The sequence below is a fragment of the Pseudomonadota bacterium genome (genome assembly GCA_039196715.1).
Taxonomy (GTDB): Bacteria; Pseudomonadota; Gammaproteobacteria; order CALCKW01; family CALCKW01; genus CALCKW01.
Genome location: JBCCUP010000001.1, coordinates 160714 through 173005 on the forward strand (window position 1 = coordinate 160714; position 12292 = coordinate 173005).

12 protein-coding genes are annotated in these 12292 nt (G+C 65.6%); 2 read left to right on the top strand and 10 right to left on the bottom strand.

Translation table 11 applies throughout. The features are described from left to right. Positions 1 to 111 precede the first annotated feature (111 nt). Positions 112 to 1398 carry a citrate synthase gene (locus AAGA11_00785; protein MEM9601370.1) on the top strand — a complete coding sequence of 429 codons (1287 nt, stop codon included), beginning with the start codon at positions 112 to 114 and terminating at the stop codon, positions 1396 to 1398. Between the two features lie 157 nt (positions 1399 to 1555). After that, a complete protein-coding gene (locus AAGA11_00790) occupies positions 1556 to 2506 on the top strand; it encodes a DUF3179 domain-containing protein (GenBank protein ID MEM9601371.1) in 951 nt (316 codons plus the stop codon). 31 nt (positions 2507 to 2537) lie between these two features. Here AAGA11_00790 and sufU read toward each other — a convergent pair whose 3' ends face one another. The 10 genes from sufU to AAGA11_00840 all read right to left on the bottom strand — a co-directional run bounded on the left by sufU (position 2538) and on the right by AAGA11_00840 (position 12042). Continuing rightward, complete coding sequence (sufU, locus tag AAGA11_00795) at positions 2538 to 2978, bottom strand: Fe-S cluster assembly sulfur transfer protein SufU (protein ID MEM9601372.1); 441 nt, start codon at positions 2976 to 2978, stop codon at positions 2538 to 2540. Then, positions 2975 to 4198 carry an aminotransferase class V-fold PLP-dependent enzyme gene (locus tag AAGA11_00800; protein MEM9601373.1) on the bottom strand — a complete coding sequence of 408 codons (1224 nt, stop codon included), beginning with the start codon at positions 4196 to 4198 and terminating at the stop codon, positions 2975 to 2977. The genes sufU and AAGA11_00800 overlap by 4 nt, the downstream gene beginning before the upstream one ends. Beyond that, positions 4191 to 4988: an XdhC family protein gene (locus AAGA11_00805; GenBank protein ID MEM9601374.1), complete on the bottom strand. Its 798-nt coding sequence runs from the start codon at positions 4986 to 4988 to the stop codon at positions 4191 to 4193. Before AAGA11_00805 ends, AAGA11_00800 begins: the two co-directional genes overlap by 8 nt. 4 nt (positions 4989 to 4992) lie before the next feature. Beyond that, the gene (locus tag AAGA11_00810; protein MEM9601375.1) at positions 4993 to 5595 is read right to left on the bottom strand and encodes a nucleotidyltransferase family protein; all 603 of its coding nucleotides are present in this window, start codon (positions 5593 to 5595) and stop codon (positions 4993 to 4995) included. A gap of 8 nt (positions 5596 to 5603) precedes the next feature. Then, positions 5604 to 6854: a VWA domain-containing protein gene (locus AAGA11_00815; protein ID MEM9601376.1), complete on the bottom strand. Its 1251-nt coding sequence runs from the start codon at positions 6852 to 6854 to the stop codon at positions 5604 to 5606. Positions 6855 to 6905: 51 nt separating this feature from the next. Continuing rightward, positions 6906 to 7820: a MoxR family ATPase gene (locus tag AAGA11_00820; protein MEM9601377.1), complete on the bottom strand. Its 915-nt coding sequence runs from the start codon at positions 7818 to 7820 to the stop codon at positions 6906 to 6908. A 67-nt stretch (positions 7821 to 7887) separates the two neighbouring features. Further along, on the bottom strand, positions 7888 to 8679 hold the full coding sequence (locus tag AAGA11_00825; protein ID MEM9601378.1) for a xanthine dehydrogenase family protein subunit M: 792 nt from the start codon (positions 8677 to 8679) through the stop codon (positions 7888 to 7890). 10 nt (positions 8680 to 8689) lie between these two features. Next, on the bottom strand, positions 8690 to 11065 hold the full coding sequence (locus AAGA11_00830; GenBank protein MEM9601379.1) for a xanthine dehydrogenase family protein molybdopterin-binding subunit: 2376 nt from the start codon (positions 11063 to 11065) through the stop codon (positions 8690 to 8692). Next, on the bottom strand, positions 11065 to 11538 hold the full coding sequence (locus tag AAGA11_00835; protein ID MEM9601380.1) for a (2Fe-2S)-binding protein: 474 nt from the start codon (positions 11536 to 11538) through the stop codon (positions 11065 to 11067). Before AAGA11_00835 ends, AAGA11_00830 begins: the two co-directional genes overlap by 1 nt. A 57-nt stretch (positions 11539 to 11595) precedes the next feature. Further along, entirely contained in the window at positions 11596 to 12042 is a 447-nt protein-coding gene (locus AAGA11_00840) for a carbon monoxide dehydrogenase subunit G (GenBank protein MEM9601381.1), read from the bottom strand. Positions 12043 to 12292 lie beyond the last annotated feature (250 nt).

Below are 12292 nucleotides of genomic sequence, written 5' to 3' on the forward strand. Positions count from 1 at the left end.
CAGCGTGACGGTTTTGCTGCGGGTGCGCAAAGCACTCACCACGACGGCTTCACGCCGCGCCGGGGCGCAGCACCCTGTCGAACCAATCACAGCCAACGTCGAGGAATACGCATGTCCGACAAACACGTCACGGTTACCGATCCCACATCGGGCAAGACCGCAGAGTTACCGGTCGTCGAGGGCACGGTCGGGCACAACGCAATCGATGTGCGCTCGTTGGCGAAACAGACAGGCTACTTCACGTACGACCCCGGTTTCGCTGCAACCGCATCGTGCAGCAGTGCCATCACCTATATCGATGGCGAGCAAGGCATCCTGCTGCACCGCGGCTACCCAATCGAGCAACTGGCCGAAAAATCGAGCTACCTCGAGGTGTGCTACCTGCTGCTCAAGGGCGAGCTCCCGGACGCGACCCAATCGCAGGATTTCGAAAACATCATCAAGAACCACACGATGGTGCACGAAAACATCGGGCAATTCATGCAGGGCTTCAGGCACGACGCTCACCCGATGGCGATGTTGTCGGCCACCGTTGCCGCGCTCGCGTCCTTCTACCACGACTCGATCGACATCAACGACCCCGAGCACCGGCAAATCACGGCGCACCGCCTGATTGCCAAAATGCCAACTCTGGCATCCTACTGTTACAAACACTTCCGTGGACAGCCGTTTGTCTACCCGCGCAACAACCTCGGCTACTCCGAGAACTTCCTGCACCTGATGTTTGCCGTACCAGCCGAGGAATACACGCCGTCACCCGCTGCGGTGCGCGCATTGGAAACCTTGCTGATCTTGCATGCAGACCACGAGCAGAATGCCTCCACCTCAACCGTGCGACTCGCTGGCAGCTCCGGTGCAAACCCCTTCGCATCGATCGCCGCCGGCATCGCCTGCCTCTGGGGACCGGCCCACGGGGGTGCAAACGAGGCCGTGATGAACATGCTCGACAGCATCATGGAATCGGGCGAAACCATTGAGAGCACCATCGCCCGGGCGAAAGACAAGAACGACCCATTCCGACTGATGGGCTTCGGCCACCGCGTCTACAAGAACTACGACCCCCGCGCCACGTGCATCCAGGGTGTCTGCCACGACTTGCTGGACGAGCTCGGAGGCGATCAGCCGCTGTTCCAGCTGGCCCGCGAACTCGAAGAGGCTGTGCTCGCCGACGACTACTTCAAGGAGCGCAAGTTGTTCCCGAACGTCGACTTCTACTCGGGCATCATCCTGCGTGCGCTCAACATCCCGATGAGCATGTTCACGGTGATGTTTGCGATGGCACGTACTGTGGGGTGGATCGCACACTGGCAGGAGATGCACACCGACCCGCACTTCCGGATCGGCCGTCCGCAGCAGATCTACACCGGCGCCACGCGCCGCGAGTACCCCGGGTCCTGACGCCACCGGATCGCCCGGACCCGCACGTGGCATGGCGGCCGGTGCACCACGTTGCACCGGCACGCGACTGGTAGAACTACGGACTTGCGCTCCGCTGAGAAAGCTCTCAAGGTGCAACAGAGCCTGATCTGTTGCCACCTCAAGGGGGTTAGCCGACATGACGCCTGTCCTACGAACCGTGTTCACGGGTGCGCTCGTGTGTCTCTCGGCACTCGCGACCGCGACGCACGGCCGCACCCTGAACGGCTTCGACCTCGACGGTGCCACGGTTCCTCCGAGCAAGATCTTCCATGGCGGCCCGCCGCGCGACGGCATTCCGTCGATCGACAACCCGGTGTTCGTCTCGGCCGAGGACGCCGACTTTCTCGCTGACGATGATCGCGTGCTCGGGCTCGACGTCGACGGCGTGCAACGCGCCTACCCCATCGCCATTCTGAACTGGCACGAGATTGTCAACGACCGAATCAACGGCAACGCGGTGGTGGTGAGCTTCTGTCCGTTGTGTGGCACCGGCGTGGTCTTCCACGGCGCGATCGACGGAGAAGACCGTCAGTTCGGTGTGTCGGGCTTGCTGTACAACAGCGATGTGCTGCTCTACGACCGCAGCCGCGAGAGCCTGTGGTCGCAGATCAAGGCCGAGGCCGTCACCGGACCCGACACCGGCACACGCCTGCAACTGATCCCGGTGACGCACACCTCGTGGGCGGACTGGCGGCGCCGGCACCGCGACACGGTGGTGCTCAGCGACCAGACCGGCTTCGCCCGCAATTACGCGCGCGATCCCTACACCGGCTACTACAGCAGCAGCCACGTCATGTTCCCGGTGTCGGCCGAGAGCAAGCGGTACCACCCGAAGGAAAACGTCATCGGCCTGAGCCACAACGGCAGCGAGAAGGCGTGGCCCTTTGTGGAGCTTGCCCAGAGCGGTGCCTCACCGCTCGTCGACTCGATCGGCGGCACACCGGTGCAGGTGCATTTCGACAGCGAGCACCGCACCGCTCAGATCACCACAGGCGACGGCGAGGCCCTGCCGGGCATCGTCGGTTTCTGGTTCGCCTGGTACGCCTTTCACCCCGACACCGAGGTCTACACGGCGCCCGACGGCTAGTCGGGGCAAACCCGCTGGCGCCGGCGACGTTTCAGTCGCCCGAGGGCGCCGCGTTCGTGTGTCGGTCAAGTAGCACCGCGAGCGCGCGCCAGGCGAGGAGGATGCAGGTGTGCCTCGAGGCGTGGGGCCGTGCCCCGTCGAGTGCCTCGAGTTGGCTGTGCGGTGGCTCACCGCCGGTGCGCTGTCCGACCCAATCCTCGAGTGACGTACACAGCGCCCGTGCCTCGGACACGGACAGGGCCTCACAGGTTTCGGTCAGCATCGATGCCGACGCGATGCACACCGAGCAGCCTCTGCCGTGGAAACGCAGGGACGCGAGGTGGCCGTCGGCGATCGACACGCCGACTTCGAGGTCGTCTCCGCAGCGCGGGTTGCTGCCCCGCTCCCGGTCCATGGCCGCGTCGAGCGCCCCCTTGTTGCGCGGCCGACGAAAATGGTCGAGTAGGTGTTCACGGTAGAGTGAGCTGCTCATGGCATGGATCCGAAGAGGTCCTTGACCGACGCCACCGCAGCGACCAGCGCGTCGACATCGGCCGTGTCGTTGTAGAGTGCGAAGCTCGCGCGCGCCGTCGCATCGACTCCGAGGGCCTGCATCAACGGTTGGCAACAGTGGTGACCGGCGCGAATGGCCACGCCCTGTTCGCCGGCGATCTGGCCGACGTCGTGCGGGTGCACGTCGTCGAGATTGAACGAAACGATGCCGTGGCCACTCGACGGCGACGCCATCCCGTACACCGTCACCCCGTCGATGGCCGACAGGGCACTGCGGGCGTGCGCGCTGAGCTGCGCGACATGCTCCGCCACGGCGTCGCGACCGGCCGACTCGAGGTAGCGCGCTGCTGCCGCCATGCCCACCGCGCCGACGAGGTTCGGCGAACCGGCCTCGAGACGGGCCGGCAGGGCCGCCCACGCCGGGGTTGCGAGCGTCGCCTGGTCGACCATGCCGCCGCCGACCAGCAGGGGTTCGATCTGCTCGAGCGCCGCGCGCCGACCGAGCAGCACGCCAACACCGGTCGGGCCCAGCATCTTGTGACCGGACGCCACGAGGAAATCGCAGCCCAAGGCGTCAAACGCCGTGGTTTGGTGCCCAACGGACTGCGCCGCGTCCACCAGCACGGCCGCGCCAACAGCGCTCGCTTGCTCGCACACGGCAGCGATGGGCGGCGCTTCACCGAGCACGTTGGAGACAGCGGTCAGCGCGATCATCTTGACGGCGGGGGTCACGGTCGGCATCGACTCGAAGTCGAAACCGCTCGCGTCGCTCAACGGCAGCACCCGAAGCGTCGCCCCGGTGCGCGCACAGGCACGCTGCCAGGGCAGGTAGTTCGCGTGGTGCTCCATCACACTGACCCAGACCTCGTCGCCGGGCGCCAACCGGGGCTCAAGCCAACCGGTGGCCACCACGTTGATCGACTCGGTGGCCGAGCGGGTGAAGATCAGCAGGTCGTCAACGCCGGCGCCGAGGAAGGCCGACACCGTGCCACGCGCGTCCTCGTAGGCGTCCGTGGCACGCTCGGCGGCCGGGTACAACCCGCGGTGGATCGGTCCGTACTCGCGGCCCATGGCGCGTGTGCAGGCCTCGAGCACGGCGTCGGGCTTCAACGCGGTCGCCGCCGAGTCGAGGTAGTGCAGGGCCGTGTCCGCGCGCAGTTGGGGAAAATCCCCGCGCCAGAGGCTGTTGATCTCAGTCATCGGCCGGATCGTCAAGCAACTCACGCATGCGTCGGCCGCTGCCGCCGCGCCAATGCAGGGTGATCTCACTGAGCACACTCAAGGCAATCTCGGCCGGCACGCGCGCGCCGATGTCGAGCCCGCAGGGCGCCATCACACGCGAGAGCGCCTGGTCGTCGAAGCCCTGATCGCGCAGGTAATCCATCACGAGTCCGGCACGCTTGCGGCTCGCAATCAGGGAGATCAGCCCGGCCCCCGACGCCAGCGCGCGCGTCATCGACTCGTGGTCGCCCTTGTGCTGCGTCGCGATGACGACAAAGTCGCTTTCGTGCGGGTCGAGCTTTGCATAGTCGAGGTCGTCGGTGATGCGCTCGTGGGCATCGGGAAATTTCGCCTCGCTGGCCATCGGGTCGTTGACGATAACGCGGTGCCCGAGCGCGTGCGCAAAACGGCACAGATGCTCCGCCACCTCACCGTGCCCCATGATCCACACGCAGCGCTGTCTTTGAACCGGTTCCACGTACACTCGCATACTCCCGCCACACGGCATGCCCACGCCGAGGACCTCGTCGTCGAGGTCGATGTCGATGATTGTCGTCTGGCCGCTGTCGAGCGCCTCAAGCGCTGCGTGGCAGGCCGTCGATTCCGCGCAGCCGCCGCCCACCCAGCCGGTCACCACCTGCCCGTCGGCGTCGATGATCGCCTTCGAGCCGGTCTTCGCCGAGGATGAGCCCTCGACGTCGACGACCGTGGCGACCGCGTACGGCCTGTTGGCATCGCGCAGCGCGCGTAATTGGTCAATGAAATCCATCAGGTCATCTCCTCGTCTCATCGAGGTACGCCCGGTAGTCGTCGGGCGTGTCCAGGTCCTGCAGAATACCCGCGTCGTCGACGGGCACCACCGCCACCCGGTCCGGGTGGCGTTTGAACAACGTGCGTGCCGACAGCGCCGGGTCGCCGAGCAGCGCGCGACACCAAGCTGCACCGAGCACGCGCGGGTTGCCCCAGGTGCCCTTGTGCGCGGGCACCCAGGCATCGAAGCCGGGCGACGTCTGCACCGCGGCGTGCAGCGACGCGAGCGTGCTGCGCTGCAGACGCGGCAGATCGGCCAACATGACCAGCACCGCGTCGGCGTCGTGCACCACGGCACGCAAGCCGGCGCGCACCGAACTCTGCTGGCCCTCGGCGAACTGCGCATTGATCACGAACGCCATCCCCTGCTGGCTCACCACCGGTGCACTGTCCTCGATACGGTGTCCGAGGACCACCATCCGAGGGCTCAGCGGACTGTCGGCGAGCAGCGCCACGCTGCGGGCCAGCAACGCCTGCCCCGCCACGGGCAGCAGCAGTTTGTTGGTTTCACCCATGCGGCGCGATTCCCCCGCCGCCAACAGCACCCCTGCGATCCGCGTGCCCACACCCGCCCTCATTTCACCACAGTCAGTTCCGCGCGCCGGCGGGGAGGCATGCTGTTGCCACGCGGGCTGGCGAGCAGTGCGGCGAGTTCATCGAGGGCCGTCAGGTTGTGCACACTGCGAAAGTCACTGACGTGGGGCAGCAAGGCCCTGGCCCCCTGGGCCAGCGCCTGGTACTTGTCGTACCGTAGCAGCGGGTTGAGCCAGATCAGGCGTTGGCAGGAGCGCGACAAGCGCGCCGCCTCGACTGCGAGCAACGCACTGTCATCGCGCTCGAGACCGTCCGTGATCAGCAACACGACGGCCCCTTGCGACATCACGCGCCGCGACCAGTCACGGTTGAACCGCAACAGGCTGTCGGCGATGCGCGTGCCACCGCTCCAATCGCACACCTGTTGCGAGACGGTGTCGAGTGCCTCGTCGACATCACGCTGCGCCAGTGCGCGTGTGATGTTGGTCAGCCGTGTGCCGAACACGAAGCTGTGCACGCGCTGCTGATCGCGGGTGAGCGCGTGTAGAAAGTGCAGCATCATCCGCGAGTATTGCGCCATCGACCCCGAGATGTCGCACAGCGCCACGATCGCCGGTTCGCGCGTGCGGCGCTGTCGGGTCACCAGTGGAATGCCGCAGTCCGGGCGCCGCGCGGCAGCGCGCACGCTCGCGCGCAAATCGATCTCACGGCCCTTGCCGCTGCGGTAGCGGCGCGTGCGCTGCGGCGGCATGCCGAGGTCCATCTGCTCGATCACCCGCCGGGCGTCGCGGGTTTCCTGCTGACTCATGGTCTCGAAGTCCATGTCCTGCAGGGTCTCCTGATCCGACCACGTCAAGGTCGACTGGTGCTCGACAATCTCCTGTTCGGGCACATCCCGACTGTCCGCTGCGTCGGCGTTCAGCGCATCGGTCAGGCGTTGGTTGAGCTTGTCGGCCTCGTCGGACTTCGGCACCCGCAGTTGCGGCAGCATCATCGACATCATGCGCTCGAGCAGCTGCGGGTTGCGCCAAAACACGTGAAACGTTTGGTCGAACAGCGGCCGGTGTTCACGGCGGCTGACAAAACACGCAGACAAGGTCCAGTAGAGGTCGCTGCGCGAGCGCAACCCGACGGCGCCAATGGCGTCGGCGGCGCGCAGCACCGCACCGGGTCCGACGGGCACGCCGACTTCGCGCAGCACACGCGCGAAATGCATCAGGTTGTCCGCCAGCTGTCCGCCGTGGGTGCCCGGCAAACGCGGCACTCGCCGCAGCTCGGACGACAACGTCACCGCAGCGCGCTCCGACGTCGGCGCGCCCCTGAGGTCGATGCCTGAGACACCCTACTGATCACGGGACATTTCCATGCGAATCTGTTCCAGCAAGCTCGCCGCCTCGGTGCCGCGCAGCCGCGCGATGTCGTCCTGGTATTTCAACAGCGCGCCAACGGATTGGTCCACCACCTCAGGGTCGAGCGACACGACATCGAGCTGGGTCAGGGCGTGTGCCCAGTCCAGCGTCTCGGCGACGCCCGGCGACTTGAACAGATCGAGCCCGCGCAAACTCTGCACAAAGGCAACGATCTCGCGGCTCAGGTCATCTTGCAACTGCGGCACCTTGCGACGCAGAATCTCGCGTTCACGCTCGGCGCTCGGGTAGTCGACCCAGTGGTAGAAACAGCGACGCTTGATCGCGTCGTGAATCTCGCGGGTTCGGTTCGACGTGACGACGACGATCGGTGGCTGCTGCGAACGCACCGTGCCAAGTTCCGGAATGGACATCTGGAAGTCGGAAAGGACTTCGAGCAGAAACGCCTCAAAGGGTTCATCGGCGCGGTCCAGCTCGTCGATCAGCAACACAGCCCGGTCGGCACCGTCGGGTTGGAGGGCTTGCAGCAGCGGCCTGCGCGTGAGGAAGCGCTCGCTGTAGAGCCGCTCGCGCAGCGTGTCGCTGTCGCTCTGCCCTGCCTCAGCCAGGCGGATCTCCATCATCTGTGCTGGGTAGTTCCACTCGTACGCCGCCGCCGAGACGTCCAGGCCCTCGTAGCATTGCAGGCGCACCAGGGGTGAGCCCGTGGCCGCCGCCACCACCTTGGCGATCTCGGTCTTGCCGACGCCGGCGTCCCCCTCGAGGAACAACGGTCGGCCCAATTTCAGGCTCAGGAACAGCGCTGTCGCCAGCGCGCGATCGGCCACGTACTCGTGGGCACTCAAAAGCGCCAGGGTGCCGTCGACGGTGGTCGGTAGCGAAAAAGACATAGGGTGTTTCCGATACAAAAACGGCCCGCTACTGCACCAGTAACGGGCCGTGCAGGGTGCTGAGACCTCAGCAGGCTGACACAGCCCTCTTGGCCATCACGGACACCAGATTCGCCCGGTAGGCGGCACTGGCGTGGATGTCCTCATTGAGGTTGCTCGCGTCGACCGTGAGGCCGTCGAGAGCATCGGCGGCAAAATTGCCACCCAAGGCCTGCTCGAACGCGGCTTCACGGAAGACGCTGGGCCCGGCTCCGGTGACTGCAACTCGCACACCGTCTCCGGTTTGCGCCACCATAACCCCCACAACCGCGTAGCGCGAGGCCGGGTTGGGGAACTTCCGGTACGCCGCCTTGGCCGGGATCGGAAAACTGACCGACACCACCAACTCGTCGTCAGCGAGGGCTGTCTCGAAGACGTCGACGAAGAAGTCGTCGGCAGCAATGCTGCGCGTGTTGGTGTTGACCGTGGCGTTCAGGCCCACGACGGCCGCAGGGTAGTCCGCGGCGGGGTCGGCGTTGGCGATGGACCCGCCAATGGTGCCACGGTTGCGAACCATCGGGTCGCCAATGCCGCTTGCGAGTGCCGCCAGGGCCGGAATGGCCGACTGCACCTCGGCGCTTGCGGCGACCGAGGCGTGGGTGGTCATCGCGCCGACAACAAGCGTGTCGCCGTCACGGCTGATGCCGACAAGTCCGTCAATGCCGCCGAGGTCGACGAGTGTGTCCGGTGCCGCAAGCATCTGCTTCATGGTGGGCAACAGCGTCATGCCACCGGCCATGAACTTGCCGTCGTCGGCGCCGTTGAGCGTGGCAACAGCTTCGTCAGCAGAGCCGGGTTTGCGGTAGGTAAAAGCTTCCATGGGGCTCTCCTCAGTTTCCGTTGGCGTTCATGATGGACCACACCTTGTGGGCCGTCACGGGCATGTCGATGTGTTTCACACCGTAGTCGCTGAGCGCGTTGATGACGGCGTTGACAACAGCCGGCGGGGAGCCGATCGCACCGGCCTCACCACAGCCCTTCACGCCCAACGGGTTGTGCGTGCAGGCGGTCACATGGTTGCTTACTGTGACGTTGGGCAAGTCGTCCGCACGCGGCATGCAGTAATCCATGTAGCTGCCAGTCAGGAGCTGGCCGTTGTCGTCGTAGACCGCGCCTTCCATCAGCGCCTGCCCAACCCCTTGTGCCACCCCACCGTGCACCTGACCCTCGACGATCATCGGGTTGATGATGTTGCCGAAGTCGTCTGACGCGTGGAACTCGACGATGTCGATGACGCCGGTGTCCTTGTCCACTTCGACCTCACAGACGTAGGCACCCGACGGGTAGGTGAAGTTCTTCGGGTCATAGAACGCCGTTTCCTCCAAGCCGGGCTCGAGCGTCTCGAGCGGGAAGTTGTGCGGCACATAGGCGGTCAACGCCACATCGCCGAAGCCCACCGATTTGTCGGTGCCTTCGACCGAGAACTGGCCGTCCTTGAACACCACGTCGTCGGCGCTCGCCTCCATCAGGTGCGCCGCGATCTGGCGCCCCTTCAGGACGATCTTGTCGAGCGCGTTCGACAGTGCTGCACCCCCAACCGCGATCGAACGCGACCCGTAGGTGCCCATACCGAAGGGGATCTTGCCGGTGTCACCGTGGACAATGTCGACGTTCTCGATCGGGATACCGAGGGTGTCGGACACCACTTGCGCGAAGGTCGTTTCGTGACCCTGACCGTGAGAGTGCGAGCCGGTGAGCACTGCGACCGAGCCGGTCGGGTTAACGCGCACCGTGGCCGCCTCGTAAAGACCGGCCCGGGCACCGAGTGCACCGGCGATGTTCGACGGCGCGATACCGCAGGCTTCGATGTAGCAGGCGATGCCGCGACCGCGCAGCTTGCCGCGTGCCGCGGACGCCGCCTTGCGGCCATCGAACCCGGCGGCGTCGGTGTTCTCCAGCGCCATATCGAGCGTGGCCTGGTAGTTTCCGATGTCATAGGTGAGTGCAACCGGTGTGTCGTAGGGAAACGCAGCGGGCTGGATGAAGTTGCGCCGCCGCAACTCGACCGGGTCGATGCCCGTTTCAATCGCCGCGAGGTCGACCACCCGCTCGAGCAGGTACGAGGCCTCGGGCCGCCCTGCGCCGCGGTAGGCATCGACTGCCACCGTATTGGTGAACACGCCCTTGACGTTGGTGTAGATCGCCGGTGTGGTGTAGGTGCCAGCCAACAGTGTGCCGTGCAAGTAGGTCGGTACCGAGGGCGCGAAGGTCGAGAGGTACGCGCCCATGTTGGCCAACGTGGTCGACCGCAAACCGAGGAACATGCCGTCGCCGTCCAGCGCGAGTTCAACCGTGGTCACGTGGTCGCGACCGTGCGCGTCGGAGATGAACGACTCGCTGCGATCCGCTGTCCACTTCACTGGCCGGCCGATGAGCTTGGACGCCACCGTGACGATCGCCTCCTCGGCGTAGTGGAAGATCTTCGAGCCGAAGCCGCCGCCGACGTCAGGTGCAACGACCCGCAATTTGTGCTCGGGCAGGCTCAGCACGAAGGCGCCCATCAGCAGGCGGATCACGTGCGGGTTCTGGCTGGTGGTGTAGAGCGTGTGCTCGCCGTTCGCCGAGTTGTAGTCACCGATGGCCGCGCGCGGTTCCATCGCGTTTGGCACCAGGCGGTTGTTGACCAACTCGAGCCGGGTCACGTGGGCCGCAGCGGCGATGGCGGCGTCGGTCGCTGCAGCGTCGCCGAGTTCCCAGTCAAAACACACGTTGCTGGGCGTGTCGCTGTGCACGAGCTCGGCGCCGTCGCTGGCCGCCAACTGCAGGTCGACGACCGCGTCTCCTTCGCTGTAGTTCACATCCACCAGACCCGCCGCACGGCGTGCCTGCGCCTTGCTCTCGGCCACGACCACCGCCACCGGGTCACCGACGTGGCGCACCGCGCCCTCGGCGAGGATCGGGTGCTTGGGTTCCGTCATCGGGTCGCCGTTCTTGCTGTGCACCTGCCAACCGCAGGGCAAACCGCCAAACGCACTGAAGTCGTCCGCGGTCAGCACCGCCAACACCCCGTCCGAAGCGAGTGCGGCGGCGGTGTCGATGCCATTGATCGTCGCGCGTGCGTGCGGCGAGCGCACCATGACGGCGTAGCTCTGGCTCGGCAGGACGATGTCGTCAACGTAGTTGCCGAGGCCACGCAGGAAGCGGCTGTCCTCGACGCGGGTAACGGATTCTCCGATGCCGGTATTCAGGGGTTCTGCAGCAGCCATCAGCTCGCCTCCATTTCTTTGGCACCCGCGAGGATGGAGCGCACGATGTTGGTGTACCCGGTGCAGCGGCAGAGGTTGCCCTCGAGAGCGTCGCGCACCTGTCCCTCGCTGGGCGACGCGTTTTGCTTGACGATGTCGAGTGCGCTCATGATCATGCCTGGCGTGCAGAAACCGCACTGCAGACCGTGGTTGTCCTTGAACGCCTGCTGCATCGGGTGCAGCGTCTCACCGTCGGACACGCCTTCGATGGTCGCGACCTCGCAGCCGTCGGCCTGGGCGACCAGCATGGTGCAGGATTTGACCGCGTCCCCGTTGAGGTGGATGGTGCAGGCGCCACACTGGCTGGTGTCGCAGCCGACGTGGGTGCCCGTCAGGCGCAGGTGATCCCGCAAGAAGGTCACGAGCAGGGTCTCGTCGTCCACTTCCGCCGAGACCGGTTTTCCATTGACCGTGATCGACACATTCACTGACATTCTCGTCTCCTCAGGTTGTCTCCCCGTCGCCGGGGATGGCGCACACGATCACCCGCTTCAGGCCTCGGCCTCGAGGTGGGCGTCGAGCGCATCAAAAAAACTGGCTATGAGCTTCTTGGTCGTGCTGCCAACCAGCCGCGATCCGACCTGTGCGAGCTTGCCGCCGACGGCCATGTCGGCGTTGTAGCGCAGCAGCGTGCCGTCATCGACCTCGTCCAACGTGATAGCAGCACCACCCTTGGCAAAACCCGCGATACCGCCCTGCCCCTGCCCCACCAGGCGGTAGCTCGCCGGCGGACTGAGATCTTCGAGTGTGATGTCGGCGTTGAAGGTGGCCTTGACCGGGCCAAAGCGGGCGACGACCGTGGCGTTGAGCTCGGTCTCCGAGTGCTGCTCGATCGCTTCGCACCCCATGATGCACGCCTTGAGCACCTCCGGGTCGTTCAACGCAGCCCAGACGGCCTCCCGCGGTGCCTTGACGACACGCTCCCCCACGATCTCCATGCATGCACTCACTGGTTGTGTTGGCGGTGTGCGGCACCGTGCCCTGTCGACGGCAATACCGCCCCGCCCTGCGGCAGGGAAGATCGCACCCAGGCACGACGTCGTTTTGATATCTGCACAATACCGCATATTTGAGCAAATTATATTGTCCAATAGGTCAAGATACGATGCCAGTGCAGCGTGTCTGACGGCCGCGACGCGACAGCGTGTTTCCGACCGCGCAAGCGAGGTGGTAGGGTGCGGAGGCCTG